Source organism: Streptomyces sp. Z26 (assembly GCF_003665095.1).
Taxonomy (GTDB): Bacteria; Actinomycetota; Actinomycetes; order Streptomycetales; family Streptomycetaceae; genus Streptomyces; species Streptomyces phytohabitans.
In genome coordinates this window covers 1,409,248-1,435,875 of the sequence record NZ_RCHV01000002.1, presented here as the reverse complement: position 1 = coordinate 1,435,875, position 26,628 = coordinate 1,409,248, and the positions used below count along the sequence as shown (strand labels likewise).

Sequence of the window (26,628 nt, the reverse complement as noted above, 5' to 3'; positions counted from 1 at the left end):
CGTCGTCGACACCCAGCGGGTCGGGAACGTTCAGCTGGTGAGCAGTTCGGCGATCTCCTGGGCGAGCTCCGGGCCGAGCGAGCCCCAGCCGTCCTTGTAGCCGTACACGCTCCCCAGGCCGCGGGCGTCGTAGTCGCCGTTCAGGATGTCTATGTCGTCGGGGGTGATGAGCGACGGGTGGGCGACACCGACGGCGCCCGAGACCTTCAGCAACTCCCTGCGCAGGGTGCGCAGGTACATCGCGGCCCGGACGCCCTTCGAGGGCGCGTCGATGCCGCGCGCGAGCCACGGGTTCTGGGTGGCGATGCCGGTGGGGCACTTGTCGGTGTGGCACTTCTGGGCCTGGATGCAGCCGATGGACAGCATCGCCTCACGGCCCACGTTGATCATGTCGACGCCGAGGGCGAACGCGACGACGGCGTTCTCGGGCAGGCCGAGCTTGCCGGACCCGATGAAGGTGATGTCGTCGGTCAGGCCCCGCTCGGCGAACACGCCGTAGACGCGGGAGAAGCCCATGCGGAACGGCAGGGACACGGAGTCGGCGAAGATCAGGGGGGCCGCCCCGGTGCCGCCCTCGCCGCCGTCGACGGTCACGAAGTCGACCCCTCGCTCGCCCCGCTCCATCAGGGTGGCGAGTTCCTCCCAGAAGTCCATCTCCCCGATGGCGCTCTTGATCCCGACCGGCAGTCCGGTCTCCGTGGCCAACAGTTCCACGAAGTCGAGCATCGAGTCCACGTCGTGGAACGCGGTGTGCCGCGACGGCGAAGCGCAGTCCTCGTGCGCGGGGATGTCGCGGATCCGGGCGATCTCGTCGGTCACCTTCGCGCCCGGCAGCATGCCGCCGAGCCCCGGCTTCGCGCCCTGCGAGAGCTTGATCTCGATCGCCTTGACGGGCGCGCCCGCGGCCACGGACTTCAGCTTGTCGAGGTTGAACGTCCCGTCCTCGTTGCGGCAGCCGAAGTACGACGTACCGATCTGGAGGACGAGGTCCCCGCCGTTGCGGTGGTAGGGCGACAGCCCGCCCTCGCCGGTGTTCTGCAGCGTCCCGGCCAGCGCCGCGCCCTTGTTGAGCGCCGTGACGGCCGCGCCGGACAGCGAGCCGAAGCTCATCGCCGAGATGTTGACGACGCTCGCCGGGCGGAACGCCTTCGCGCGGCCGCGCGGTCCGCCGAGCACCTTGGCCGAGGGCAACGCCGCCTCCGGGTCGCTCGGATCGGGCAGCGCACCGGCGAACGTACGCTGCTTCACGTACGCGTGACCCTGCACGTGCTCGATGTCGTCGTCGGTGCCGAACCCGAAGTAGTTGTTCTCCCCCTTCGCCGACGCGTAGATCCAGCTGCGCTGGTCACGACTGAAGGGACGCTCCTCGTCGTTGGACGCCACGATGTACTGCCGTAGCTCGGGGCCGATCGTCTCCAGCACGTATCTGGCGTGCCCCACCAGGGGGAAGTTCCTCAGCAACGCGTGCTTCTTCTGCACGAGGTCGCGGGCGGCCACCAGCGCCAACCCCGTGGCGGCTGCCGCATCTATCTTCCGAGCACGCATGACAAGAGTTCCTCTCCTCGACCGGCCGAACCTCACGGCGGCCATCTACCCCGCGCCGTGGAAATGCCACGCTATGCCGCGGGCCCGAGGGCATCGCGCGCGCGGGCGGGCCGCCGCGCGGCCCGTACGGGGTCGGGCCGCGCCGCGGGCGGGTCAGAGCGCCGAGTCGAGGTGCCCGAGGTGCTCGATGAGGTTCATGTTCTCGGCGTAGTCCACCGGGCAGTTGATGATCGACACGCCCGGGTCCGCCAGTGCCTCACGGAGCGTCGGCAGCAGGTCCCCGGCGGACTCGATGTCGTAGCCCTTCGCGCCGAAGCTGCGGGCGTACTGGACGATGTCCGGGTTGCCGAAGTCGGTGTTGGAGTTTTCCCCGACCTCCAGGTCCATCTTCCACCTGATGAGCCCGTAGCCGTTGTCCTCCCAGATCAGCACGGTCAGCGGGATGTTCTCGCGGACCGCCGTCTCGATCTCCTGGGAGTGCATGAGGAACGAGCCGTCGCCGACCGCCGCCAGCACCTTCGTCCGCGGCCTGGCGAGCTGGACCGCGAGCGCGCCGGGCAGCGAGAAGCCCATGGTGGACAAGCCGTTGGAGATGAGGCAGGTGTTCGGCGCGTACGTCGGGTAGAGCCGGGCCATCCACATCTTCAGCGCGCCGGTGTCGACCAGCACGACGTCGTCGCGACCGAGCGCGGCGCGGGTGTCGGCGACGACGCGCTGCGGGGCGAGCGGGAAGCGCTCGTCCGCGGCGCCCCGCTCCAGTTCCTCGGCCAGCAGCGTGCGGGTGGCCGAGGTGTCCTCGTCGTCGACGGTCCAGCGCAGGCCGTCGAGTTCGGTGGCGAGGGCGTCGAGGGAGGCGGAGATGTCGCCGATGATGCCGACGTCGACCGAGTAGCTGTCGTCCACCTCCGCCGGGACGCGGTGGATGTGGACGATCTTCTTGTCACCGTCCGGGTTGATCCGGGAGGGGTCGAACTCCTGCAGCTCGTAGCCGACGGCGATGACGACGTCGGCCTCCTCGAACCCGAAGTTGGTGTAGTCGCGCCGCATGAAGCCGAACGTGCCGGTCGCGCACGGGTGGTCGTCGGGCAGGACGCCCTTGCCGTGGAAGGTGGTCGCCGCCGACACGTCGAGTGCGGTGGCGAACGCCGCCAGAGACTCCTCGGCGCCGCCGCGCGCCGCGCCGTGTCCGGCGAGGATCACCGGCCGGCGGGCCTCCCGCAGCAGCTCCGCCGCCCGCTTGATCTGCTTCGGGGACGGTGCCTCGGGCTGCACGACGTTCCTGCGCAGCGGGCGCAGGTCCGAGCCGTCCGCCGCCTCGTCGACGTCCTCGGGCACGGCGAGGTAGACGGCGCCGGGCCGCTCGGACTCCGCCGTCTTGAACGCGCGCCGCACCATCTCGGGGATGGCCCGGGTGGCCGGGACCCCCGCCGACCACTTCGTGACCGGGGCGAACATGCTCACCAGGTCCACGAACTGGTGGGACTCCTTGTAGTTGCGCTCCTTGCCGACCTGCGCGGTGATCGCGACGACGGGCGTGCTGTTCGTCATGGCGTCGGCGACGCCCAGCATCAGGTTGATCGCGCCGGGCCCCAGCGTCGCGGACATCACCCCCGCCGAGCCGGTGAGCCGACCGTGCATCTCCGCCATGAAGGACGCGGCCTGCTCGTGCCGGGTGAGGACGTAGCGGATCTTCTCCGAGCGGGCGAGGGCGTTGGTGAAACGGATGTTCTCCTCACCGGGTACGCCGAACACCACCTCGACGCCCTCGTTCTCCAGGCAGCGAACCAGGAGTTCGGCCGCTCCGTCGGGGGTCTGCTTCCGGTGCTCGGCTTCGCTCACGCTTATCGTGTCCTCTCCTGAGTCCGGCCGCGCCGATGGGCGGGCCGGTCAGCCGTCTACCCCGGTCGGCCGCCCGGACGCCTGCGGACCGGGGCCACGAGAGGCCGAGTCGGCCCGGGGCGCGCCGTCACCCCTGCTCGAAGCGGGCGCGGCCCTCGGCGCTCTCAGTGCTCGCAGAGGGAGAACTCCCGCTCGTAGAGCTGCTCGTTGTGCTCGTCGACGAAGAACTTGCGCTCCCGCATCAGCTCCTCGCGGTACCCCTTCGCCTGCTCCAGGGTCATGGTCGACGTGCCGGACCACGGCTGCTGCGGGGGCACGTCGGAGGTGGAGACGATCCGCTGCGACGGGTCGATCAGGAAGAACGCGAGGATCTTGCGGTGCCCCGGCCGGGTGGGGTCCGCGAGCCGGAACGGACTGACGCGGTGTTGCAGGACGTTCGGGAAGGCCAGGCAGCGGCCCGCCGGGGTCGGCGCCGACCCCAGCAGCTGGTTCAGCGCGTCCTCGTCCTCCAGGCCGTAGACCTCACGCAGGCCGTTGTCGTCGTTCTGCTCGTAGTCCGGGTCGTCGAGTGCCGTACGGAAGCCCAGGCGGCTCTCCGTGGTGTTCTCGCTGTCCCAGTAGTAGATGCCGGTCGAGACGATCCGCTCGTTCAGCATCCCCTCGACGTGCCAGGAACCACCCGCGTACTCCGGCCTGTCCGGGGTGAGGTGGATGTTCGCGAGCTTCACGACGACCTGGAGGCCGCGGCCGCGCAGGTCGACCCGCGCCGCCGCGTCGGGCGGCTCGGGCGGGGTGAAGTCGGGGGCGTCCGGGAGGACCGGGCGGCGGTTCTCCCACCACGCGTCGTACGCCTCGCCCCATGCGCGGAGGGCTTCCGCGTGGGCCGCCTTGTCGTCCGGGGAGGACTGGCGCGGATACTCGGGCTTCGCGTCGTACCACCCGTAGGGGTCGGCCTCGATCCGTGGGGGACGCGGGTGGCGCAGGTCGGTGAGCACGCGCTCCAGCAGCGGGCGGAAGCGCGCGAACAGCTCCGGCAGGACGGCGGCCAGGTCGCGATGGGCCTCGGGGTGGACGTTGTTGACGTACGAGCGGAAGGCGACGTCGCCGTCGTCGCTCACGTCGACGTCGGTGGGCAGCCACTGGAACCGCTCCGAGAACTCGTGCTTCGAGTACCGGTCGGTCGGGTTCCGCCAGGCCCCCTCGGGGGCCGCGCTCACGTCCTTCACCAGGCAGAACAGCGAGGGATGGACCAGGTCCAGCACCTGGCCGTCGGAGCCGGGGTGCCAGTCCCGCTCCGCTTCGGGGACCTCCTCCAGCACCCGGACCGCCTCGCGCAGCCGGGCCCGGAGCCCGTCGTCGACCAGGGTGTCCGACTGCCACACCCCGTCGACGGCGGCCACCTCGACGCCGGTACGGGCGTCGCGCAGCGCGGCATAGTGCGCCAGCTCGGCGAGGACGTAGCGGACCTGCGCCTCGGTGAGGCCCTGGGCGGTCGCCTCCCGGGCCCACCGGGCGGCTATCCCGGCGTCGTGCCGCTTGTCGAACCACCCCGGCTTCTCCCGGATGTGTGCGCTGCACCGCGTCATCTGGAGCTCCCGCAGCGTCCGGGGCGCGACGGACGGCAGGGAACGGGACGCCTGGAACGGCAGCGGAAAAGCAGGCAGGCCGGTCAACTCTTCTGATCCTCCCGGTCGGTGTGCGGTGGGAGGAAGCGTACGTCGGCGCACTGACAGCGCCGCCCCGGCCGTCCCCGCGCACCCGCCCGCCCCGCCGGGTGTCCGGCGCCCGCTACCGTTCCGGCGGCTCCTCCGGCGGGAGCCCGTCGTCCGGGAGCCCGTCGTCCGGGACGACGTGCACGGCGGCCTCCTCGGCGCCCGCCGCGCCGCCGTCCACACCCTCGTCCTCCGCGACCAGCTCCTTGGTGGTCACCGGGTGCGCGCCCTCGTCCGGCCCGACGAGGCGTCCCGCGCGCGCGGCGCCCGACTCCGGGTCGACGGGCTCGCCCTCGCCGCCGGGCAGGTCGCCGACGCCGTCGCCCTCGGGCGCCGCCGTGTCCGGGACCTCCTGTTCCAGCCGCTCGTCCAGCGTCTCGCCCTCGCGCTGCTCGGCCGCCGTGGTGCCCGGCTTGTTCGCGCCGAGCGGCTTCTCGGGCGGCGACCAGCCCTCGTCGAGCAGCTCGTCGTAGTCGCGTTCGTCGAGGGCGTCCTGGAGGTCGAGCGGCGCGGCGTCCGCCTGTTCCTCGTTGTCGCCGGTGGGCTGGTAGGCGTCGTCCGCCCGTCCGTCGTCGCTCATGGCCACTCCGTGCTCGTTCCGTCGCGCGTACGGGTCGGACCCGCGGGCCCGGTGCCCGCCCGCCGTCCGTTTCCCGCGGTCACGGCCCCGCGGTACCCGGTGCGGGGCCCGTCATGCGTAGCCGTCCGGTGGCGCGCGGGCACCCGTACCGGCCCGCGTACCGGCCCGTTTGCGTGCCCCCGCGGCGGGAACCCGCCGCGTCCGTACGGGGTCGGACGGACGGCCGGGAGCGTGGGGGCTCCCGCCGGTGCCGGGCCCCGTACGCCACGGCGACGCGAGTACGGCGGGAGGCGACGGAGCACCATGAGCGACGGCGACAGCGACGGGCACGGCGACGGCGACGGGACCGTACGGAACCCGGCCCACCTGCACCCCGAACCCGACTTCCCGCAGCAGGACCAGCCGCATCCGGGCCGTACGGACGCGATGCGGCCCCGGCCCGACCACGGCGAGGACACGTACCGGGGCAGCGGGCGGCTGCGCGACCGGGCGTGCGTGATCACGGGCGGTGACTCCGGCATCGGCCGGGCCGTCGCGCTCGCCTTCGCGCGCGAGGGCGCCGACGTCCTCTTCACCCACCTCCCCGAGGAGGAGCAGGACGCCCGCGAGACCCGGCGCCTCGTGGAGGACGCGGGGCGGCGCGCGGTGCCGCTCGCGTGCGACGTGCGGGAGGAGTCGGAGTGCCGCCGGGTGGTGGACCGGGCGGTGGCGGAGTTCGGGCGGATCGACGTGCTCGTCAACAACGCCGCGTACCAGATGTCGCAGCCCGACGTGCTGGAGGGCATCACGACCGAGCAGTTCGACCGGGTGATGCGGACGAACGTGTACGCGCTGTTCTGGTTCTGCAAGTACGCGCTGCCGCACCTCCCCGAGGGCGCCGCGATCGTCAACACCACGTCCGTGCAGGCGTACAAGCCCAGCCCGCACCTGCTGGACTACGCGGCCACGAAGGGCGCCATCGCCACGTTCACGCAGGGGCTGGCGCAGGACCTGGCGCGGCGCGGCGTACGGGTCAACGCGGTCGCGCCCGGCCCGGTGTGGACGCCGCTGATCCCGGCGACGCTGCCGGACACGGCGTCGTTCGGCAAGCAGTCGCCGCTGGGGCGGGCGGCGCAGCCCGCGGAGATGGCGCCCGCGTACGTCTTCCTCGCCTCGCCGGAGGCCAGCTACATCACGGGCGAGATCGTCAACGCGACGGGCGGCGTGCCGCTGCCGTGACGGCCGCCGCGTCCCGCGCGACACCGCCGGGTCGTCACGGGCGCGCGACGCCCGTGACGACTACTCCGCCCGGACCGTCGTGAGGCCGGTGATGCGGCTGAGGAACGTGATGTCGCCGCCCCGCTTCTTCGCGGGCACCGTCACGGCCTGCTCGGAGACCCGTACGTACGTGAGGGACTTCTTCGGCGTGCCCGTCATCAGGGCCTTCACGTACGGGTCCTTGACCTGCGGGGTGTAGCCCTCGGCGACGGTCTGCTTCATGTGGTGGTGCGTCGCGAAGTACACCAGCGCGCCCCCGTCCTCGGTCCGCAGCCCGAACGGCGTGAACTGCGGCGGCTCGGCGCCCTGGTCGGCCCACTCGGTACGTACGCCCGGCTTCTCGGCGGTCTCGGCGCGCTTCTCCCGCCACTCGCTGGTGTGCGCGCCGTCGGTGAAGTCGCCGTCGCCGCGCTGGAGGTAGCGGGCGTACGCCTTGCCGACCTCGTCGGGGCCGACGGTCAGGTCCTCGCCGTCGGAGGTCGGTACGGGCTCGGCGTGGCCGTCCTCGTCCACGACGATCTCCGGGGTCTTCTCCGGGTCGAGCACCGCCAGGTACACGGCCTTCCACTTGGCGTCCGCGTCGGCGCGCTGGAAGACCAGGTGCCAACGCCCGCCGCTGCCGCGGTTGCTGGCGGTGTCGGCGACGAACGACTTGGGCCAGCCCGCCTGTTCGGGGATGAGGAACCGCGCGTCGGTCAGCTCCAGCGGCTTCATGTCGGCGTTGCCGCCGGGGGACGCCTTCTTGCGCGCCTTCAGCCCGGCCTGGTCGATCGCGCCGAGCGCGCCCGCCTCTACGGTGGCGTTGAGCGCGGGGTCGTACGTCCTGTTGGACCGGTTGTTCACGGCGGTGAACTCGTCGAGGACCCGCGCGGCCTCGCCCTTGCCGATCGCCGGGACCACCGCGTCCTCGCCGTGCACGGTGACGCATCCCGACAGGGTGGCGCCGAGGACCGCCGTGGTCGTCGTCGCCGCCAGCATCCGGGCTCTCATCCTGGGGCCTCCCGCGTCCTGCCACACCCGTACGAGCCTCGAACCCTACCGCTGCCCGGCACGGCCCCGCGGCGGGGGCGGACCCCGTACGCGCGGGCCGTGGTCAGGGGCGTGGGGGCGCGGTGTACGGGCGGGCCGTACGGGCGCGGCGTACGGCGGGGTGTGTGCGGGCGGGGTACGGCCGGGGCGCGGCATCTGTGGGATCATTCCGCCGGACCGGGGCGGAGAGTTGGGGGGCTTGTGACGGATCGCGACGACTTCGGCACGGCGCTGCGCGCGTTGCGCGACGCGCAGAAGACGGCGAAGGGCGTGTCGCTCTACTCGCGCTTCGTCAACCGGCCCGTGGGGCGCGTACTGGCCGCCGCCGCGTACCGGTCGGGGCTCACGCCGAACCAGGTGACGCTGGTCAGCGCCGCGTTCAGCGCGGCCGGTGTCGGCGCGCTGGCGACGGTGCGGCCGTCGTGGACGCTGGCGGTGTGCGTGTACGCGGCGCTGGCCGTCGGCTTCGCCTTCGACTCGGCGGACGGGCAGTTGGCGCGGCTGCGCGGCGACAGCAGCGCGGCGGGGGAGTGGCTGGACCACGTCGTGGACTGCGCGAAGATCACGGCGCTGCACGCGGCGGTGCTGATCTCCTTCCACCGGTTCCACGAACTGCCGGGCGACGGCTGGCTGTTGCTGCCGCTGGCGTTCCAACTCGCCGCCGTGCTGATCTTCTTCGGCGGCCTGCTCACCGACAAGCTCCGCCCGCGCCCCGCGCCGGGCGCCGCCCCGCCCGCCCCGTCGCTCGTCCGCGCGCTGGCGCTGCTGCCCGTCGACTACGGCGTGTTCTGCGGGGTGTTCCTGCTGCTGGGCAGCGAACGGCTGTTCCTCGGCGGCTACACGGCCTTCTTCGCCGCGCACGCCGTGTTCCTGGTGGCGTTCCTGGCCAAGTGGTTCAGGGAGCTGTCCGCCCCGCGAGCGGCGTGACCTGCGTGCCGGGCCCGCCGCCGGTGCCGCCCCCCGCCGTACCCGTACCGCCCCCCGCCGTGCCCGTCGCGGGCGCCGCCGCCCCCGGCACCGGGCCGGTCAACGCGTCGAGGGCGCGCCGCAGTTGGGTGCTGGACGTGTGCACCGTGTACGGGAAGTAGACGACCTCCACGCCCACCGTGCGGAAGTCCGCCTCCAGCTTGTCGCCCTTCGGGGTGCCCCGCCAGTCGTCGCCCTTGAACAGCACGTCGAAACGGACCTGCTGCCAGGTCTCCAGCTTGTCCGGCACGGTCTCCACGAACGCGGCGTCCACGAAGCGGATGCTGCGGACGATCTCCAGCCGCTCCACCAGCGGCACCACCGGCGGCCGCCCCTTGGCGCGCGCGGCCATCTCGTCCGAGACGACGCCCGCGACCAGGTAGTCGCAGCGGTCGCGGGCGTGCCGCAGCAGGTTGAGGTGCCCCACGTGGAACAGGTCGTACGCTCCGGGCGCGTAGCCCACGGTCTGACTCATCCGCCATTCCCCCCACGGAACTCAGCGAACTCGGCGCGCCACGGCGGCCCTGGCGACGCGGATGACGCGGGCCGGGCGCGGCGGTGACACCGATCCAACCACAAGGAGAACACAACGGGGTGAAGTCGTGCGGATGGTGTACGACGTACCGCTAAAGTGCTGATCGGGGGAATTGAGGGGGAGGGGAACCGTCATGGCGGTGCAGCCCGTACGGCGTCTGCTGCTGGTGTCCACCAACTACGCGCCGGAGCAGGCCGGTATCGGCCCGTACGCCACGCAGATCGCCGAGCACTGGGCGTCCGACGCGGCCACCGAGGCGCACGTGCTGGCCGGTCTGCCGCACTACCCCGCGTGGCGCGTCGACCCCGCTTACCGGGGCGTGTGGCGCACGGTCGAGGACCGCGCCGGGGTCCGCGTCCACCGCAGGCGGCACACGGTGCCCGCGCGGCAGACGGCCGTACGGCGGGCGCTGTACGAGGCGTCGATCCTCGCGCACGGCCTGGTCGCGCCACCCCGCACGGGTGGGCCCGTACAGGCGGTACTGGCCCAACTGCCCAGCCTCGCGGGCGGGTTGCTCGGCGCGCGGCTCGCGCGGCGGCACGGCGCGCCGTTCGTGCCCGTCGTGCAGGACCTGATGGGCGCGGCGGCGGCGCAGAGCGGGATACGCGGCGGGGACCGCGCGGCGGCCGTCGCGGCGGCCGTCGAACGGCGGGTGCTGCGCGCCGCGACGCTCACCGGCGTCATCCACGAGAGCTTCGTCGACCGGGTCGCCGCGATGGGTGTGCCGCGCGAGCGGATACGGCTGGTGCCCAACTGGTCGCACGTGCCCGCCCCTTCGCGGCCCCGCGCGCAGACCCGGCGGCGCCTCGGCTGGGACGACGGGCGCACCGTCGTCCTCCACTCCGGGAACATGGGGCTGAAGCAGGGCCTCGACGTGCTGGTCGACACCGCCCGCCGCGATCCGGGGCTGCGGATCGTGCTGATGGGCGACGGGAACCAGCACGCGCGGCTGCGCGCCCTCGCCGCCGGACTGCCCAACGTCGACTTCCTGCCGCCCGCCGCCGACGCCGACTTCCCCGACACCCTGGCCGCCGCCGACGTCCTCGCCGTCACCCAGCGGGCGTCCGTCCTGGACATGAGCGTGCCGTCCAAGCTCACCTCGTACTTCGCCACCGGCCGCCCCGTCCTCGCCTCCGTCGCGGACGCGGGCGGCACCGCCGAGGAGGTGCGCCGCTCGGGCGCGGGCAGGCTGGTGCCGCCGGAGGACCCGAAGGCGTTCGCCGCGGCCGTACGGGAGTTGGCCGCCGACCCGGACGCGGCGGACGCGCTCGGGGCGCACGGCCCCGGCTACGTCGCCTCGCGGCTGAGCCGCGCCGCCGGGCTCGCCCGGATCACCGACCTGCTCGACGAGGCGGTCGCGGCGCACGCCGCCGGACCCCCCCGGGGCGCGGCGGGCCCCGCGACGGGAGTGGAGGGGACCGGCGGGAGCACCCCCGGCCACCCCGCAGTACGCTCCCCGGGGCGCGCCGCCGGGCCGGGCGTGCCGGAGAAGGGGGCCAGCGCATGACGGACGGCGGCGGCACGCGGGAGGACACCCGCGGCGTGCACGCGTACGACGAACCGGACCTGCTCCGCGAGCAGTTCAGACAGCTCCTGCGCTACCGCACGCTGATCGCGCTGGGCCTGGCGGTCGGCCTGCTCGGCGGCGCCTGGCTGGGGATCACCGGCGGCGACTCGTACGCGGCGTCGACCGAGGTGACCGTACGCTCCACCACCACCGACCCGCTCGCCGACAGCGGGGCCGGGAAGACGGAGATCAGCATGGGCTCGGAGCGGCGCACCGCGCTGAGCCAGGTCGTCGCGAAGCTCGCCGCCGAGAAGCTGGGGGAGTCCGACGGGTCGGGCAACGCCCGCAGGCTGGGCCGCGACCTCCAGGTCGTCAACCCGCCGAACACGGTGGTGCTGCGCTTCGAGTACACCGCGGACGGCCCGAAGAAGGCCGCCGAGCGCGCCGACGCGTTCGCGCGGGCGTACCTGGACAACCGGCAGTTCGGCACCGACCGGCTGATCGAGCACATGGTCCTCTCCTACCGGGAGCAGCGCGCCCCGCTGGAGGAGGAACGCGACCGGCTGGCCGAGGAGATGGGCGGCCTGTCCGAGGGGCGGGCGCTGGACTCGGCGCTGTCGGCGCAGACGTCCGTGGTGGGCCGTATCGCGGAGATCAACAGCGACATCGGCAAGCTGGAGGCGCTCGACACGACGCCCGGCACCGTCGTGTCGACCGCCACGCCGCCCAAGTCCCCCGCCGGGCCGGGCCTGTTGCTGCTGCTGGGCCTCGGCGCCGCCGTCGGCGTCGGGCTCGGCATGCTCGCCGCGTGGGTGCGGCTGGTCTTCGACCCGACGGTACGTTCGCAGGGCGACGTCGTACGGGCCCTGCGCGCGCCCGTCCTGGGCACCCTGCCGCCGCTGCGGCGCGGGCAGCCGGACACGCTGCTGGCGGAGGGGCGGCTCGCGGAGGAGTACCGCTCGGTGGCCTTCCGGCTGGCGTACGACGAGGTCTTCGCGGAACGCCGCCGGCTGCTCGTCGTCGCGCCGCGCGGCAGCATCGAGACGGCGCTGGCCGCGTCCGTCAACCTGTCGGCCGCGTTCGCGGAGATGGGCAAGGACGTGCTGCTCGTCGAGGCCGACCTGCGCACCCCCACCCTCACCGACCAGCTGCACCACGCGGACGGCGGCCGACCGGGCTGGGCCCGCGCCCCCGAGCACAGCAACACCGGCTGGCCCGCGGGCCGCCGCGTCCCCATCGACGCGGGCGAGTCCGGCTACTTCGACCTGGTGCCGGGCCACCGCGTGCGGAACGTGCCGCGCGCGCTGACCTCCGTCGCCGCCACCCAGCTCATCGCGCAGGCCGACGCCCGCGACTCGGTGCTGGTGGTGCTGGCGCCCGCCGTCCTGTCGTACGCCGACGCCATCGCGCTCACCGACCGCGTGGACGGCGTGCTGGTCGTCTGCGACCCCCGCGAGGTGCGCCGCGACGACCTGGACCGGGTGCGGGAACTGGTCGTCGGCGCGGGCGGCATACTGCTCGGCGCGGTGCTGCACTCGTACGGCGCGGGCGAGACCCGGGCCGGGGAGGGCGGCGACCACGGCGGTACGGGCATCGGCGCGGAGCGCGCCCGGCCCCGCGTGACGGCGGGCCGCGGGCGCGGACGCGCGGCGGACCCGGGCGCGGGCGGGGCGCCGGGCGGCGCCCGGACGGACGGGCGCGGCGACGGGCGGTCCGGGGACCGTACGCGCCAGGGCGTGCCGTACGCGCACCGCGACGTGGGCGTCGACACCGGGGGCCTGCGCATCGTGGACCCGGCCGACCTCGAAGAACGCAACTCGCAGCCGTGACCGCCCGGCCGCTGCGCACCCGCGCCGCGGTGGCCTGCTCCGTCGCGGACCAGGGCGTCTCCGCGCTCACGAACATCGCGGTGCTGGTGGTCGCGGCGCGGCAGAGCACCGCGGCCGGGTTCGCCGCGTTCTCCGTGGTCTACACGGTGTTCACGGTGCTGCTGGGCCTCAGCGTCGGCTACGTGGGGCAGGCCCTCGTACTGGAACGCGGCCCGGCGCACGTGGTGCGCGCGGCGTGCCGCGCGGCCGTCGCGTTCACCGCGCTGGCGTCGACGGCGGTCGCCGCCGTGTGCGGCGTCGCGCTGTGGGCGGCGACGGGCTTCGAGGGGCGGCTCGCGGCCGGGCTGGGCGCGCTGGCGCTGGTGCTGCCGGTGGTGCTGACGCACGACTGCCTGCGGTACGCGTTCTCCGCGCTCCAACGCCCGCACCACGCGCTGGCGGCGGACGTGCTGCGGCTCGCCGGTGCGGTGGCGGCGCTGGGCGCGCAGCCGCGCGGGGCGGGCGCGGACCGGATGATCGCGGTGTGGGGCGCGTCGGCGCTCCCGGCGCTGCTGCTGGGCCTCCTGCTGCTGCTCCGCGCCGGTCGCGGCGGCGGCGCGGACGGTGCGGCGGAGCCCACCGGTGCGGCGGAGCCCACGGGAGCCGGTGCCGAGGCCGGGCCCGTACCGGTGTCCGTACGGCCGGGCGTGCGCCGCTACCTGGGCCGCGGCCACCTCGGGGTGCGCTTCGCCCTGGAGTTCGCCGTGGGCAACGCCGGGACCCAACTCGCCGTCATCGCCCTCGGGTTGTGGGCCAACCCGCTGGCCGTCGGCGCGCTGCGCGGCGCCACCACGCTGTTCGGCCCGATGAACGTGCTGTTCAACGCCGCCACCGGCTTCGGCCCGCCGCTGCTGCGCCGCGCGGGCGGCCCCCGCCGCTCCGCCCGCGCCGCCGCGGCGGCGGGCGGCGTGCTCGCGGCCGTCGCGGCGCTGTGGGCGCTGACGCTGGTGCTGCTGCCGGACCGGTACGGGCGGATGCTCCTCGGCGACACCTGGTCCGCCGCGTCGGCGCTGCTGCCCGCCACGGGGAGCCAGTACGCGGCGATGGCGCTCGGCACGTGCGGCCTCCTCGCGCTGCGCGTGCTGCGCCCCCGTACGACGCTGCCCATCCAGGTGGCGTTCTCGTCGCTGACGGTCTGCTTCCTGCTCGGCGGCTACGCGCTCGGCGGTGTGCCGGGCGCCGCGTGGGGCCTCTGCCTGGGCTCGGTGTGCAAGGCGGCGGCGAGCTGGCGGCGCGTGCGGCGCGTGCTGCGCATCCCGGGCGCCGTACCCACCGACCCGGACGGCCCCGTCAGCGCAGCAGCTTCCGCGCCGCGTTCCCCCGGCGGCCCGGACCTGCCCGCTCCTCCGTACGGAACGTCGTGACCAGCGTCAGGCACACCACGGCGATGCCGATGCGCCCCATGGCCTGGAGCAGCGGGCCGCGCAGCAGGATGAAGCCGTAGCCCGCGACGAGCGGGGTGACGATCGCGGCGACGGCGCCCGGCGCGTACCCGGTGCCCGCCGCCGTGTGCCGTACGTACCGCCGGTCCGCGCGCGACGCCACGTACCCGGCGGCGAGGAAACCGCCGGTCATGCCCAACGGGCCGAAGTCCAGCCACAGTTCGGCCCAGAGCGGCGCCGACAGGTTGGTGTTGCGCATGCCCATCCACTGGCCGACGCGCACGCCCGTGTCCTCCGGTTTCCCGGTCCACACGGAGCGCGGCACGAAGAACAGCACCGTCCCGGCCGCCTGCCGCCCGTAGGTGTGGCCCTCCCCGGCGTCGGCGTACGAGATGGTGTTGGCGAACATGCCGATCTGGTCGTAGTCCTTGAGCGTCAACGGCTCCAGCACGGACTCCGTCTCGGGCCGCGCGGCGTCCTCGGCGTAGCGGAAGCGGTCCGCGTACGGGAAGACGACCAGCGCGACGACCGCGCCGAGCGCCAGCGCGCCGCGGTACATCACGGGGCTGCGCGGGAAGGCCGTGAACAGCAGCGCGAACAGCACCGTGAGGAACCAGTAACGCGGGTTGGAAACCGGGTTGTTGACGATCACGTTGACGCCGAGCGTCACCGTCCACAGCCCGATCACCAGCGGCCTGCGCCGCGCCGTCCGCGACGTCACCAGCCAGCGCGTCAGGAACAGCAACGAGAGCAGCACCGGCACCGTGCCGAAGCCCCGCAGGAACGCCGAACCGGCCTGCGACGCGGCGGCGTCCGCCGCGGCGGCGCCGGTGGCCGCGCCGACGCTCGCGCCGATCTCCTCGCGGCTGCTGAAGAACACGCCCACGCCGCCGAGTTGGACGACCATCAGCGCGCTGGCGGCGTACGAGAACAGCACCAGCGCGTACAGCCGCGGCCGGTGCACCGACGCCGGTCCCCGCGCCCGCCTGCGGCGCGGCGCGGGCCGGTGCCGGGCCAGCAGCGCGCCCACGTCGAAGGCGACGACCCCGCACAGCACCAGCGCGACCGCCAGCACCGTGTCGGAGCGCGGCCCCACCACGGGCGTCGGCGTCCGGTCCAGCACGGTCTGCGCGAGCGGCGCGACCCCCATCGCGATGTACGTGAACAGCCAGAACGAGCCCTGGATCAGCCGCCGCCGGGCGGTGAGCACCATCGAGGACAGGCGCGCGCCCGCGTAGCAGCACAGGGTGAGCTGGAGCCAGAACGCGGTGTCCCGTACGCCCGGACCGGGCTGCGTGGCGACGGCGCCCGGCAGTACGGCGACCATGCCGAGCACGAGCGGCACGGCGAGGGCGCGGGACAGCGCGGCGCGGGGGGTGGAGCGGCGCAGCTCGGCGGGGTCGTACGGCGGGACCGTACGGCCGGTGCCACCCGTACCGCCCGTGCCGCCCGGCCTGCCGGGTCCGCCCGTGCCGCCGGGACGGCGGGTGCCGGGCGCGGTGTCCAGCGTCATGCGGCCGCCCCCCTTCGCCTGCCCCGGCGCAGTCTACCGAGTGGCGCGACCGCGCCCCGCGTTCCGCGTCGCCCGGGTGACGCCGCCGTTAAGCTGGGCCGAACGCGCCCTGGGGAGTGCGCGTTCGGGGATTCGGGGACTCTGGGGAGGGGATTCCGTTGAAGGTCCTGCACGCCGTCACGCTCCACACGCCCACGCACGACTTCGGCGGGCCGACCCGCGTCGCGCTGAACCTCTCGCGGGGACTGCGCGCGCGGGGCGTCCAGGCGGCCGTCGTCGCGCTCGGGGACGGGTTCGACGGGCCGCTGCCGCGCGAGGTGGACGGGGTGCCCGCGCGGCTGTACCAGGCGCGGCACGTGCTGCCCCGGTTCGAGGTCAGCGGCATCACCTCGCCCGCGCTGCTCGCCGACGCGCGGCGGCTGGTGCGCTCCGCCGACGTCGTGCACGTGCACCTGATGCGGGACCTGGTCACGCTGCCGCTGGCGCTGATCGCGCTCCGGTGCGGGCGGCCGCTGGTCCTCCAGACGCACGGCATGATCGACCCGACGGAGAAGCGCGTCGCGCAGCTCGTGGACGTCCTCGGCCTGCGCCGCGTCCTGAAGCGCGCCGACGCCGTCCTCCACCTCACCGAGCGGGAACGCGACGACACCCGCGCCGTGGTGGCCCCGGAGCCGATGGCACCCGCGTACCGGCTCGTCAACGGGGTCCAGCCGCAGCCGATCAAGTCGCCCCGTACGGACGGCGACCCGGCCGCGCCCACCGTGCTGTACGTCGCCCGGGTGCAGGAGCGCAAGCGCCCGCAGGACTTCGTGGCGGCCGTGCCCACCGTGCTGGCGCGGTACCCCGACGCGCGCTTCGTGCTGGCCGGGCCGGACACCGGCGCGCTGGCCGGGGACATGCTGGCGCTGGCCCGGCGGCTGGGCGTGGGCCACGCCGTGGAGTACGTGGGCGCGCTCGACCACGCGGACGTGCTGAAGCGGCTGCGGAGCGCGGACGTGTACGTACTGCCGTCCGTGGTCGAGCCGTTCGCCGTCTCCGTGCTGGAGGCGATGTCCGTGGGGCTGCCCGTGGTGGTGACCGGTACGGGCGGGCTGGCGCCCGACGTGGCCGCCGCGGGCGCGGGACGGGTGGTGGACAGCCGTCCCGACGCCGACAACGGCGAGCTGGTCGGCCGCGCGATCCTGGAGCTGCTGGAACCGGCGGCCAACCGGGCGGCGTCGCGGGCCGCGTGGGAGCTGGTCCGCGACGAGTTCACCGTCGACGGGGTGGTGGAGACCCTGCACGGGATCTACGAGCGGGTCATCGCGGAGCACTGAACGGCGGGGCGTCCGCAGCCCGTTCGGCCTGCCGCAGCTCCCTGGCCTTGAGCCCGATCTGCCACCGGTAGAAGCTCATGGCCAGGGCGTAGTCCAGGCCCGCGCGCCCGTCGAGGAAGCCGCGCCGGAACACGTACGCGTAGCCGAACGACATCAGCGGCTTGAACGGCGCCCGGTGGAACAGCTGCCCCTGCCGGGTCTTCGCCCGCCGGATCTGCTCCCGCACCTCCGGGTGGTGCTCCAGCCACGCCTCCCAGTCGGAGTAGCGGTTGTGCCGGTCGAACCACGTCCGCACCGGGTCCAGGTCCCGGTGCTCGATGGGCGACCGCAGCCTGGCGACGGTGGCGCCCTCGTCGACGAGCGGCTGGTAGTGCCCCTCCTGCTCGCCCATGCCCGGCGCGGCCAGGTCGTCGGGCTCGGGGAAGCGGCTGCGCGTACGGTCCAGCAGCGCCCGTTTGACGATGGTGTGGCCGTGCCGCAGGCGGCGGCCCCCGAACCAGTAGCCGAGGGGGACGTCGAACGCGGCCGGGCGCACCGCGCGGCCCGGCGGCACCGTGAAGATCCGCCGCAGCTCGGCGAGGAGTTCGGGGCTCGGCGTCTCGTCGCCGTCGAGGAACAGCAGCCAGTCCCGTTCGGGGCGGACGTGCTCCAGGCACCACTGCTTCTTCTTCGGGTAGCGCCCGTCCCAGACGTACGGCAGCACCTCGGCGCCCGCCTTCTCGGCGAGCGCCCGGGTGTCGTCGGTGCTGTCGGAGTCGACGACGACGACGGACTCGAAGTGGTCGACGACCGAGCGGACGGTCGTCGTGATGTTCTCCGCCTCGTTCTTCGTCGGGATCGCGACGACGATCGGCAGCTTCTCCACGCGTGTGCTCCTCCTCGTGCGGGCCCGTGGCTCCGGGCCCGCCGTGCGTCACTTCAGACCGGCGGCCTTCAGCAGCGGCTCGTACTCCGGGCAGAGGTGGTCGACGGCCGCCTCCGCGTTGGCGATCTCGCCCTCCTTCAGGGCGCTGACGGCCGCCTCGCGGTCGGCGTCGGCGGTCGTGCCGATGCGGTCGCAGGCGGCGGTGCCCGCTTCGAGGACGGCCGCCGGGTCCATGCCCTCGGGCACCCGGTCGACCAGGTACTTCTTCTGCTTCTTGCTGAACGAGCCGGTGGCCGGGGTGAGTTCGGCCTCCGGCACCTTCGGGCCCTTGGCCGCCTCGTCCCGGTCGGGCTCCTCGGCGTCCTCCCCGTCCTCCGTACCCGTGCCGTCCTCGCCGCCCGTGCCCGCCGTGGGCGTGCTCGCCGCCGAGGGCCGCGCACCCGAGCCCCCGTCCTTGCCGTCCCCGCCGCCGGAGCAGCCCGCGAGCAGCACCGCGGCGGCCGTCACCAGGACCGCCGCGGCGCCGGGGAGCGTACGGGTGCTCACGGCACCTCGAACGTGAGGGTCAGCCGCGGCCCCGAGGCCGCCGACCGGTCCTTCGACCAGAGCCACAGGCTGTCCGTGCCGGTGCCGGTCAGCGCCAGGTCGAGGGTGCCGCCCAGCTTCGGGGTGAGCGCCGCCGGGTCGAGGGTGACCGCCTGCTCGGTGTTGGCCTGCGCGGCGCCCGCCAGGGTGCCCAGCGTGGTGCCGTCCAGGGACGGCCGGGTGGCGTACGTGACCCCCGCCTCCGTCCAGCCGCCGGTGACCAGCCGCACCCGGTGGGAGTCGGCGGAGGCGGCGTTCGGGTCGTTGCTCGTGGTCACGCCGAGCTGCGCCTTGGTGAGCTTCATGCCGCTGGGCGCCGCGGGCAGCGAGAACCGCGCGTACGTCTCGTACGCCGCCGTGCCGCGCACCGCGAGCTGCTGGTGCGTGCCGTAGTTGGTGCCGGTGGAGGCGCCGTTGACGTACGCGTCGGCGGTGGCCTCGCGGGTGACGGTGGTCTGCTTCGGGGTGCCCGGCGTGGTCACCGTGGCGGCCGTGGACCGGGCGCTGGTGTTGGCGTCCCCGGCGTCGGAGGCGGTGACGCGGTAGGAGTACGCGGTGCCGCTGTCGGCGTCCTTGTCGGTGAAGGTCACGGTGGGCCGCTTCCAGAACACCGAGTCGGCGGTGACGGTGCCGACGGGTGTGGTGGAGCCGTTCCGGTAGACCCGGTACGTCAGCCTGCTGTCGTCCTCGTCGAGCGCCGCCTGCCAGCTGAGCTTCACGTCACCGCCGGAGGCGTTGGCCGCCGTCACCTCGTCGGGCACGCTGGGCGCCCCGGTGTCGGGGCCGTCCGCGAACCGTACGAGGCCCTGCTGCTTCATGTTCCCGTGCGTGACGATCCGGGTGAACTCGCCGCCGACCCACATGTAGTCGGTGTCGCCGCTGCGGGAGGCGACCATGGCGCGCGGGCCGATCTGCTCGGTGCCGGACGGCCCGTCGTCGGTGTCCGGGAACCAGGACAGCAGCGGCTTCGGGTTGTCGGTCGACTCGGCCAACAGGTGCTGCCGCTCCCGCAGTTCGGGGAACTGGCCCATGCTGGAGCAGTTGTGCGCGTGCGACACGCTGTAGAGCACCGAGTCGTGCACGGCGAGGTCCTGCGTGGCGCCGAGGCAGGTGTCGCGCCAGCGCTGCTCGAAGTCGTCGAGGCCGAGGGCGATCCGGCCGTCGAAGACGCCGGTGCCGTTGCCCTCGTGCGCGGTGTAGACGGTGTCGTCGTCCATCGTCATGCCCTTGATGACGGAGGCGCGGTGGATGAACGTCGACCCGTACGCCTTCTTCACCGCCCCCGCCGACGAGTCGACGACGGCCAGCGCGTGCGAGGACTTGCCGCCGACCGTGTCGAAGTCGCCGCCGAGGACGACGTGTCGGCCGTCCGGGGTGACCTCCAGGGCGCGGGCGACCTTGTCGGCGTTCGGGTTCCACGCGCGGAGCGCGCCGCCGGTGCTGACGGCGGCGAAGCGGCTGCGGGACTGGCCCGCGACGGTGAGGAAGTCGCCGCCGAGGTAGACGGTGTCGGCGGTGACGTCCAGGGTCCGTACGGTCGCCGAGACCGACACCTTGAAGCCGCTCTTGACGGTGCAGGAGGCGATGTCGACGGCCGCCACGTTGCTGACGGGGGTGCCGTTGACGGAGCCGAACTTGCCGCCCGCGTAGAGCGTCCTGCCGTCCGGCGACACCTCCAGGGCCCGTACGGTCGCGCCGCCGCTGCCGACGGTGAAGCTCAGCTTGCAGTCGGTGGGGGCGCCGGTCGCCGCGTCGAACGCCGCGAAGTTCACGGCGGCGCGCTCGCTGCTGCCCGCCTCCGCGCCCGGCGGCCGGATCGCGGAGAACGTGCCGCCCGCGAAGACCACCCCGTCCTGCTGCGCCATCGCCCAGACCACGCCGTTGGTCTGCCAGGTCGGCAGGTCGTCGGCGGTGAAGCCGACGGGCGGGGTCACCGCCCGCGCCCGGTCGGCGTTGACCAGCTGTACGCCGCTCCAGCCGCCGAACGCCACGGCCAGCGCCGTGCCGACCACGGCGGCCTTCCGCGCGCCGCCCCCCGCCCGGGGCCGCGCCGCCCGGAGCCGTCTCCCGAGGCCGCCGCCGCTGCCCGCCACCGCTCTGCCCATGATCCCCACCTCTTGCCGCCGCCGTGCCTGTCGCCGTGCTCGTGCCCGCCGTGCCTGTGTCCGACGTGCCGTCGTGCCTGCTACTGCGCCCGCCGCGCCCCGTACGTCACCCGTACGTCACCCGCCGGGCCCGCCGCCCGCGCCCGTACGCCCGCGACTTCCCGCGCCCGTACGCCCGTCGCCCGCTCACCGGTCGACGCGGACCGTCGCCCCGGCCAGCTCCGCGTCCAGCGCGTCGATGTCCGCCTCGACCATGATCCGCGCCAACTCCTCCCAGCGCACCCGCGGTTTCCAGCCGAGCAGCCGCTCCGCCTTCTCCGCGTCCCCGATCAACGCGTCGACCTCGCTGGGCCGTTCGTACTTCGGGTCGAACCGCACGTGCTCCCGCCACTCCATCCCCGCCGCCCGGAACGACGCGTCGAGGAAGTCCCGTACGGACGCCGCCTCCCCGGTGGCCACGACGAAGTCGTCCGGCTCGTCGTGCTGGAGCATGCGCCACATCGCCTCGACGTACTCGGGCGCGTAGCCCCAGTCGCGTACGGCGTCCAGGTTGCCGAGGTACAGCGTCTCCTGGAGCCCCGCGCGGATACGGGCCACCGCGCGCGTGATCTTGCGGGTCACGAACGTCTCGCCGCGGCGCGGGGACTCGTGGTTGAAGAGGATGCCGTTGCAGGCGAACAGACCGTACGCCTCACGGTAGTTGACCGTCGACCAGTAGCCGAAGACCTTGGCGCAGCCGTACGGGCTGCGCGGGTGGAACGGTGTGCGCTCGTGCTGCGGGGGCGGGGCCGCGCCGAACATCTCCGAGGACGACGCCTGGTAGACGCGGGTGTCGATGCCGCTCGCCCGCACCGCCTCCAGCAGCCGCAGCGCGCCCATCGCGGTGACGTCCCCGGTGTAGAGGGGGGCGTCGAAGGAGACCCGTACGTGCGACTGCGCGCCGAGGTTGTAGACCTCGTCCGGCGCCAGGTCCCGCAGGAGGTTGACCAGCGCGACGCCGTCGGTGAGGTCGGCGTGGTGCAGGATCAGCGACCGCTCCGACTCGTGCGGGTCCTGGTAGAAGTGGTCCAGGCGGGCGGTGTTGAAGGACGAGGAGCGGCGGACGAGGCCGTGCACCGTGTAGCCCTTCGACAGCAGCAGTTCGGCGAGGTACGAGCCGTCCTGGCCGGTGACGCCGGTGATCAGGGCGGTCCTGCCACGCGTCGGACGCGTACGGTCGGAACCGTCCGCACCGCCGCCCGTAGCGCCCGTACCGCCGGGTCCGTCGCCGGTGCCGTCAGCCATCGTGTGCCCCCTGTTCGGGATGTGTGGTCGGGATCCGTCGTCCGCCGCGCTCGACGCGCTGGCAGAATCCGGTGGTATGACGCCACCGAGACTGTTGCTGCCGCCCCGCGCGCGGATCTTCGTCGCGGGCCACCGCGGCCTGGTCGGCTCCGCCGTCGCCCGGCACCTGGCCGCCGAGGGCCACGAGGTGCTGACGCGCGCGCGGGCCGAACTCGACCTGCGCGACGCCGAGTCGACGGGGGCGTACCTGCGGGACGTACGGCCCGACGCCGTCGTGCTGGCGGCCGCCCGGGTGGGCGGCATCATGGCCAACAAGACGTACCCCGTGCCGTTCCTGGAGGACAACCTCCGCATCCAGCTGAGCGTCATCGGCGGCGCGCACGCGGCCGGTGTCCCCCGGCTGCTGTTCCTCGGCTCGTCCTGCATCTACCCGCGGCTGGCGCCCCAGCCGATCACCGAGGAGGCGCTGCTCACCGGCCCGTTGGAGGAGACCAACGAGCCGTACGCCATCGCCAAGATCGCCGGGATCACCCAGGTGCGCGGCTACCGGCGCCAGTACGGCGCCGCGTACATCTCCGCCATGCCCACCAACCTCTACGGCCCCGGCGACAACTTCGACCTGGAGACCTCGCACGTCCTGCCCGCCCTGGTCCGCCGCTTCCACGAGGCCGCGCGGGACGGGCGGGAGGAGGTCGTGCTGTGGGGGAGCGGCACACCGCGCCGCGAGTTCCTGCACGTCGACGACCTGGCGCGGGCGTGCGGGCTGCTGCTGCGCACGTACGACGACGAGCGGCCCGTGAACGTCGGCTGTGGCACGGACCTCACCATCCGCGAACTCGCCGAGACCGTACGGGACGTGGTCGGCTACACCGGCCGGATCGCCTTCGACACCTCGAAGCCCGACGGGACGCCGCGCAAGCTGCTGGACGTGTCGCGGCTGACGCGGCTCGGCTTCACCCCGCGCGTGGCGCTGGCCGACGGCATCCGCGACACGTACGAGTGGTGGCTGCGGTCCGGGGCGGAGGGCGCGCCCGCGTAGGCGTGGCGCGTCGGACGGCCGCGCGGCGCGGGCCGGTCGGGCCCGCGTCGGTACGCGCCGCATCAGTACGCCCCGCGGCCGTCGGCCACCGCGCGGAAGGTGCGGGCGAGCACGTCCACGTCGGTGGTGAGCGACCAGTTGTCCGCGTACCGCAGGTCCAGCGCCAGGCTCTCGTCCCACGACAGGTCCGAACGCCCGCCGACCTGCCACGGTCCGGTCATGCCCGGCTTCACGTGCAGCCGCCGCAGCTCGACCTGCCCGTACGCGGCGACCTCGTCGGGCAGCGGCGGGCGCGGGCCGACGAGTGACATCTCGCCGCGCAACACGTTGACCAGCTGCGGGAGTTCGTCCAGCGACGTGCGCCGCAGCAGCCGCCCCGCGCGCGTCACGCGCGGGTCGCGGCGGATCTTGAACGCGGGCCCGTCCTGCTCGTCCGCCGCCGCCAGCAGGGGCCGCAGCCGGTCGGCGTCCGTCACCATCGAGCGGAACTTCCACATCGTGAACGGGACGCCCAGGTGCCCGATCCGCCGCTGCCGGTAGAGCGCCGGACCGCGTGAGCCGAGCCGTACGACCGCCGCCAGCACCGCGAACAGCGGCGCCAGCAGCAGCAGGAGGAGCGCCGCGGCGGCCCGGTCGAGCGCGCCCTTGGCGGCGAGCTGCGGGCCGCGCCGTACGGGTGGCGCCACGTGCAGCAGGTTCAGTCCGGCGGCGGTGTCCAGCCGTACGCGGCGCAGCGCCACCTCGGTCAGCCCGGAGGCGACCACCAGGTGCAGGCCCGCGTCCTGCACCGCCCACGACAGGCGGCGCAGCCGGTCGCCGCCGAGGCGGGCGCCCGGCACGACGAGCACGACCTCGGCGCCGTAGCGCCGCGCCGCGTCCAGAACCGTTTCGCCGTCCGCCGCGTACGCCGCCGCGCGCGGGGCCTCCGGCCCCGGCTCCCCGGCTTCGGCGCCGGGCCCGCCACCGGCGTCCGCCGTGACGGCCGCGACGGCCGTGCCCGCCGCCGGGTCGGCGCCGCCCGCCGCGTACGGCCCGTGGGGCTCGTGGGGCCCGTACGGCGACGCGTTGAGCCGTCCCGCCTCCGGTACGCCGCCGCGGAGGGCGGAGTCACCGACCGCCACCGCTCCTATCACCACGTACGCGTGGTCCGTACGGGACGCCAGCTGCCCGACGACCTCGTCCACCGCCCCGGCCTCGCCGACGACCAGCGCGCGGCGGACGGCCTGCGCCGCGCGCCGCTGCGCGGTGAGGTGCCGGTGGGTCAGCACGCGCAGCGCGCCGGTCAGCACGAGGACGGGGGCGAGGGCCAGCAGCGCGTACCCGGGCGCGGAACTCTCACCGGTCGCGGCGCGTATGACGGCCAGCGCGCCGAGCAGCGTGAGCCAGTCCTGGAGCGCGGAGACGAGGCCGCGGGACTCGCCAAGGAACCGGTGGGCGTAACGGTTGTGCGCGAGCTGCACGCCCTGCCAGACGGCGACCGCCGTCACGGCGGCGGCTCCGGGGCCCGGCTGCGCCGCCGCCCGGTACACCAGCAGCACCGGCAGCCCGGTTCCCAGCACGCCGACGAGCAGGGCCGTCGGCGCGTACCAGGCCGCCTTGTCCCGTACGCGGCGCAGCCCGTCGCCGGGCGCGGGCGCCGCGCCGTGCGCCGGGTCGTGCGCCGGCCCGCTGCCGGGCATCGGCCGTGCGTCGGGTGCGCGCTTCTCCTCGGGTGCCGACGCGGCGGGTATCCGTTCCGGGTCCCGGGCCCGTTCCGGCTGTCCGGGGCGACCGGGTCCTCCGGACAGGAAAATGGCGTCACGCCGCATGAACCCGAACCCCCCTGAAGCTCCAACCCCGGTACGCGCACGGAGCCTCCCCAAGCCCGGCGTCCGCGTGTGCCAGCGACCATAAGTCATACGTAAGGGATTCGGTCGATGTTTGTTCAAGATTCTCTGTGATGTCCATCTTGTTGTGGAAGGTTGGGGCGTTTTCGAGCCGTTCCTGAGCGAACACGCAGGTCGTCACGGTGCGTTGCCCGTAAGCCCTTTCCGTACGGTGAGGTTTTACGGAGCCTTTTCCGGCGTCACCACGCTCCGTCTCAGGCGTCCGGAGCCGGAGTCGGCGCGTCGCTCGGGAGCAGCCCTTCGGATTTCAGCGCGGCCCACAGCGCGGTGGGTACGGAGTTCTCCAAGTGCCCCACGGCCGCCGTCACTTCACCGGGTGTACGGGCGCCGACGAGCGCCGTGTCCACCGCCGGGTGCGCCAGCGGGAACTGGAGCGCGGCGGCGAGCGGCGACACCCCGTACCGCGCGCACACCTCGCGCAGCGCGCGCACGCGCGGGTCGTCGCTGTCCGTACGCGTCAGCAGCCCGCCCTGGAAGACGCCCGCCGCGATGACGGAGACGCCGCGCTCCAGGCAGAGGGGCAGCAGCTCGGTGAGCCCCGACTGGTCCAGCAGCCCGTAACGCCCGGCCAGGAGCACGCAGTCGGGGCCCGGCGCCGGGGCGTCGCGCAGGAAGCGGGCGGCGACGTCGGCGTGGTTGACGCCGAGGGACACCGCCCGTACGGCGCCGCGCTCGCGCAGCTCGGCCAGCGCGGGGTAGGCGCCGGTCAGGGCGGTGGGGTAGTCCTCGTCGGGGTCGTGCACGTGCAGCACGTCGACCCGGTCCAGACCCAGCCGGTCCAGGCTCTCCGTGACGGAGCGCAGCACGGCGCCGTACGAGTGGTCGCGGCGCGGCCCGAGACCCGGCGGGGGATCGGCCCACACCGGCTGCGTGTCGGGGCCGCCGGGCTCGATGAGGCGGCCGACCTTCGTGCACAGCACGTACTCGGCGCGCGGCCGGGTCCGCAGCGCGCGGCCCGTACGGGACTCGGAGCGGCCGTAGCCGTAGACCGGCGCCGTGTCGAAGAAGCGCAGGCCGCACTCCCACGCGCGGTCGACGGTCGCGCGCGCCCGCTCCTCGGACACGGGCGTGAACAGGCCGCCGATCGAGGCGAGTCCGAGGCCCAGCCGGGTCACGGAGAGGCCGGTACGGCCGAGCGGCACGCGTGCGTCTGCCCTCATCGCGCCAGGATCGCAGCGCGCCGCGCCCGTCGCACACTCCTGGCGCGAAGCGACTGCTGGTGACGTGAAGTGACCACCCGTGACGTCGAGTTGGCGTCGGGTCGGTGTCGGTTGGCGTCGTGTGGACGGGGTCCGCCGTGGTCGGCGGGTCGGCGGGTCGGCGGGTCGGTGGGTCGGTGGGTCGGTGGGTCAGTGGGTCCGCGTGGAGTGTGCCGGGTGTGCCGGGTGCGCGACGCACGTACGCGGTGGCGGCGCCAGCTGCTCGGTCGCGCCGCGCTTGCGGCAGGTGCCGCACACGTACACGCACTCCGTGCCGGTCCGGGCGCGCTCCGGTACGGTCAGCCGTCCGCACCACCGGCACAGCCGCAACTCCAGTGCCTCGCTCATGCCGTGGCCTCCCGCCGTCCGTCGCCGCGGTGGGTGTCGGTGGCGCGGGCGGCGCGTGGATCGGGGTCGTCGGCGCGGCGGGCGGAGCGGCGCCGCCGCGCGGGTACGGGGTGCTGGCCGGAAACCTGCATCGTCGGGCTCCTCGCTGTCCCGGCCGCGCCCGGGACCGGCGGTGCCGCCCGGTCCCGGACCCGCGCGGCGCGCGGCGGTCGGGGAACCCCCACGGGCCGCCGCGGACGCGGCGGTTGGAATACGCGTACAGCTCTAC

General features: G+C 74.3%; 21 protein-coding genes and 1 pseudogene. 7 read left to right on the top strand and 15 right to left on the bottom strand.

Going from position 1 to position 26,628, the window contains the following annotated elements; genetic code table 11:
- Positions 1-30 precede the first annotated feature (30 nt).
- The 4 genes from D7M15_RS06290 to D7M15_RS06275 form a co-directional block, all read right to left on the bottom strand.
- Positions 31-1,545, bottom strand: a complete 1,515-nt coding sequence (locus D7M15_RS06290) for an FMN-binding glutamate synthase family protein (RefSeq protein WP_121516584.1) — start codon at positions 1,543-1,545, stop codon at positions 31-33.
- Between the two features lie 153 nt (positions 1,546-1,698).
- Positions 1,699-3,384: an acetolactate synthase large subunit gene (locus D7M15_RS06285; RefSeq protein ID WP_121516583.1), complete on the bottom strand. Its 1,686-nt coding sequence runs from the start codon at positions 3,382-3,384 to the stop codon at positions 1,699-1,701.
- Positions 3,385-3,548: 164 nt separating this feature from the next.
- On the bottom strand, positions 3,549-5,057 hold the full coding sequence (locus tag D7M15_RS06280; protein ID WP_121516582.1) for a DUF4246 domain-containing protein: 1,509 nt from the start codon (positions 5,055-5,057) through the stop codon (positions 3,549-3,551).
- Between the two features lie 115 nt (positions 5,058-5,172).
- Positions 5,173-5,676: a DUF5709 domain-containing protein gene (locus D7M15_RS06275; protein WP_121520315.1), complete on the bottom strand. Its 504-nt coding sequence runs from the start codon at positions 5,674-5,676 to the stop codon at positions 5,173-5,175.
- Positions 5,677-5,979: 303 nt separating this feature from the next.
- On the opposite strand from D7M15_RS06275, the gene D7M15_RS06270 reads away from it, so the two are divergent.
- Positions 5,980-6,894 carry an SDR family oxidoreductase gene (locus tag D7M15_RS06270; protein ID WP_121516581.1) on the top strand — a complete coding sequence of 305 codons (915 nt, stop codon included), beginning with the start codon at positions 5,980-5,982 and terminating at the stop codon, positions 6,892-6,894.
- Between the two features lie 60 nt (positions 6,895-6,954).
- Here the strand turns inward: D7M15_RS06270 and D7M15_RS06265 are convergent, their stop codons facing one another.
- Positions 6,955-7,923 (bottom strand): hypothetical protein, encoded by a 969-nt coding sequence (locus tag D7M15_RS06265; RefSeq protein WP_240649155.1) that lies wholly within the window; start codon positions 7,921-7,923, stop codon positions 6,955-6,957.
- Positions 7,924-8,163: 240 nt separating this feature from the next.
- Here D7M15_RS06265 and D7M15_RS06260 point away from each other — a divergent pair, with 240 nt between their 5' ends.
- Positions 8,164-8,889, top strand: coding sequence for a CDP-alcohol phosphatidyltransferase family protein (locus D7M15_RS06260; protein WP_240649154.1), 726 nt, complete (start codon positions 8,164-8,166; stop codon positions 8,887-8,889).
- Positions 8,890-8,995: 106 nt separating this feature from the next.
- On the opposite strand, the pseudogene D7M15_RS06255 reads toward D7M15_RS06260, so the two are convergent.
- Positions 8,996-9,403: pseudogene (locus D7M15_RS06255) on the bottom strand (adenylyltransferase/cytidyltransferase family protein); the annotation flags it as partial.
- Between the two features lie 193 nt (positions 9,404-9,596).
- On the opposite strand from D7M15_RS06255, the gene D7M15_RS06250 reads away from it, so the two are divergent.
- Genes D7M15_RS06250 through D7M15_RS06240 form a run of 3 tightly spaced genes read left to right on the top strand, consistent with a single transcriptional unit; the run spans position 9,597 to position 14,202 of the window.
- A complete protein-coding gene (locus tag D7M15_RS06250; RefSeq protein ID WP_121516579.1) occupies positions 9,597-10,970 on the top strand; it encodes a glycosyltransferase family 4 protein in 1,374 nt (457 codons plus the stop codon).
- Positions 10,967-12,799: a lipopolysaccharide biosynthesis protein gene (locus D7M15_RS06245; protein WP_121516578.1), complete on the top strand. Its 1,833-nt coding sequence runs from the start codon at positions 10,967-10,969 to the stop codon at positions 12,797-12,799. Before D7M15_RS06250 ends, D7M15_RS06245 begins: the two co-directional genes overlap by 4 nt.
- 11 nt (positions 12,800-12,810) lie before the next feature.
- Complete coding sequence (locus D7M15_RS06240) at positions 12,811-14,202, top strand: hypothetical protein (RefSeq protein ID WP_121520311.1); 1,392 nt, start codon at positions 12,811-12,813, stop codon at positions 14,200-14,202.
- On the opposite strand, the gene D7M15_RS06235 is transcribed toward D7M15_RS06240, so the two are convergent.
- Positions 14,129-15,547 carry a hypothetical protein gene (locus tag D7M15_RS06235; RefSeq protein ID WP_165906362.1) on the bottom strand — a complete coding sequence of 473 codons (1,419 nt, stop codon included), beginning with the start codon at positions 15,545-15,547 and terminating at the stop codon, positions 14,129-14,131. The two genes, D7M15_RS06240 and D7M15_RS06235, sit on opposite strands and share 74 nt — an antisense overlap.
- Positions 15,548-15,891: 344 nt before the next feature.
- Here D7M15_RS06235 and D7M15_RS06230 point away from each other — a divergent pair, with 344 nt between their 5' ends.
- On the top strand, positions 15,892-17,049 hold the full coding sequence (locus D7M15_RS06230) for a glycosyltransferase (protein ID WP_121516577.1): 1,158 nt from the start codon (positions 15,892-15,894) through the stop codon (positions 17,047-17,049).
- Here D7M15_RS06230 and D7M15_RS06225 read toward each other — a convergent pair.
- The 4 genes from D7M15_RS06225 to gmd form a co-directional block, all read right to left on the bottom strand.
- Positions 17,033-17,914 carry a glycosyltransferase family 2 protein gene (locus tag D7M15_RS06225; protein WP_121516576.1) on the bottom strand — a complete coding sequence of 294 codons (882 nt, stop codon included), beginning with the start codon at positions 17,912-17,914 and terminating at the stop codon, positions 17,033-17,035. The two genes, D7M15_RS06230 and D7M15_RS06225, sit on opposite strands and share 17 nt — an antisense overlap.
- 48 nt (positions 17,915-17,962) lie before the next feature.
- The gene (locus D7M15_RS06220; RefSeq protein WP_121516575.1) at positions 17,963-18,460 is read right to left on the bottom strand and encodes a hypothetical protein; all 498 of its coding nucleotides are present in this window, start codon (positions 18,458-18,460) and stop codon (positions 17,963-17,965) included.
- A complete protein-coding gene (locus D7M15_RS06215; RefSeq protein WP_121516574.1) occupies positions 18,457-20,604 on the bottom strand; it encodes a DNRLRE domain-containing protein in 2,148 nt (715 codons plus the stop codon). The genes D7M15_RS06220 and D7M15_RS06215 overlap by 4 nt, the downstream gene beginning before the upstream one ends.
- Positions 20,605-20,790: 186 nt before the next feature.
- Entirely contained in the window at positions 20,791-21,888 is a 1,098-nt protein-coding gene (gmd, locus tag D7M15_RS06210) for a GDP-mannose 4,6-dehydratase (protein ID WP_121516573.1), read from the bottom strand.
- Positions 21,889-21,964: 76 nt separating this feature from the next.
- On the opposite strand from gmd, the gene D7M15_RS06205 reads away from it, so the two are divergent.
- Positions 21,965-22,927: a GDP-L-fucose synthase gene (locus tag D7M15_RS06205; protein ID WP_121516572.1), complete on the top strand. Its 963-nt coding sequence runs from the start codon at positions 21,965-21,967 to the stop codon at positions 22,925-22,927.
- A gap of 62 nt (positions 22,928-22,989) precedes the next feature.
- Here the strand turns inward: D7M15_RS06205 and D7M15_RS06200 are convergent, their stop codons facing one another.
- From D7M15_RS06200 to D7M15_RS29360, 4 genes are all read right to left on the bottom strand, one after another.
- A complete protein-coding gene (locus D7M15_RS06200) occupies positions 22,990-24,606 on the bottom strand; it encodes an exopolysaccharide biosynthesis polyprenyl glycosylphosphotransferase (RefSeq protein WP_121516571.1) in 1,617 nt (538 codons plus the stop codon).
- A gap of 401 nt (positions 24,607-25,007) precedes the next feature.
- Positions 25,008-25,973: an aldo/keto reductase gene (locus D7M15_RS06195; RefSeq protein WP_121516570.1), complete on the bottom strand. Its 966-nt coding sequence runs from the start codon at positions 25,971-25,973 to the stop codon at positions 25,008-25,010.
- 189 nt (positions 25,974-26,162) lie between these two features.
- Positions 26,163-26,360, bottom strand: coding sequence for a hypothetical protein (locus D7M15_RS06190; RefSeq protein WP_121516569.1), 198 nt, complete (start codon positions 26,358-26,360; stop codon positions 26,163-26,165).
- Positions 26,357-26,491, bottom strand: coding sequence for a hypothetical protein (locus D7M15_RS29360; protein WP_276314437.1), 135 nt, complete (start codon positions 26,489-26,491; stop codon positions 26,357-26,359). The genes D7M15_RS06190 and D7M15_RS29360 overlap by 4 nt, the downstream gene beginning before the upstream one ends.
- Positions 26,492-26,628: the final 137 nt, after the last annotated feature.

What these genes read in the sequence shown, in the direction of transcription:
- D7M15_RS06290 (WP_121516584.1), bottom strand. Translation starts at nt 1,545, where the DNA reads ATGCGTGCTCGGAAGATAGATGCGGCAGCCGCCACGGGGTTGGCGCTG.
- D7M15_RS06275 (WP_121520315.1), bottom strand. Translation starts at nt 5,676, where the DNA reads ATGAGCGACGACGGACGGGCGGACGACGCCTACCAGCCCACCGGCGAC.
- D7M15_RS06270 (WP_121516581.1), top strand. Translation starts at nt 5,980, where the DNA reads ATGAGCGACGGCGACAGCGACGGGCACGGCGACGGCGACGGGACCGTA.
- D7M15_RS06265 (WP_240649155.1), bottom strand. Translation starts at nt 7,923, where the DNA reads ATGAGAGCCCGGATGCTGGCGGCGACGACGACCACGGCGGTCCTCGGC.
- D7M15_RS06250 (WP_121516579.1), top strand. Translation starts at nt 9,597, where the DNA reads ATGGCGGTGCAGCCCGTACGGCGTCTGCTGCTGGTGTCCACCAACTAC.
- D7M15_RS06245 (WP_121516578.1), top strand. Translation starts at nt 10,967, where the DNA reads ATGACGGACGGCGGCGGCACGCGGGAGGACACCCGCGGCGTGCACGCG.
- D7M15_RS06235 (WP_165906362.1), bottom strand. Translation starts at nt 15,547, where the DNA reads ATGGTCGCCGTACTGCCGGGCGCCGTCGCCACGCAGCCCGGTCCGGGC.
- D7M15_RS06215 (WP_121516574.1), bottom strand. Translation starts at nt 20,604, where the DNA reads ATGGGCAGAGCGGTGGCGGGCAGCGGCGGCGGCCTCGGGAGACGGCTC.
- gmd (WP_121516573.1), bottom strand. Translation starts at nt 21,888, where the DNA reads ATGGCTGACGGCACCGGCGACGGACCCGGCGGTACGGGCGCTACGGGC.
- D7M15_RS06205 (WP_121516572.1), top strand. Translation starts at nt 21,965, where the DNA reads ATGACGCCACCGAGACTGTTGCTGCCGCCCCGCGCGCGGATCTTCGTC.
- D7M15_RS06200 (WP_121516571.1), bottom strand. Translation starts at nt 24,606, where the DNA reads ATGCCCGGCAGCGGGCCGGCGCACGACCCGGCGCACGGCGCGGCGCCC.
- D7M15_RS06195 (WP_121516570.1), bottom strand. Translation starts at nt 25,973, where the DNA reads ATGAGGGCAGACGCACGCGTGCCGCTCGGCCGTACCGGCCTCTCCGTG.
- D7M15_RS06190 (WP_121516569.1), bottom strand. Translation starts at nt 26,360, where the DNA reads ATGAGCGAGGCACTGGAGTTGCGGCTGTGCCGGTGGTGCGGACGGCTG.
- D7M15_RS29360 (WP_276314437.1), bottom strand. Translation starts at nt 26,491, where the DNA reads ATGCAGGTTTCCGGCCAGCACCCCGTACCCGCGCGGCGGCGCCGCTCC.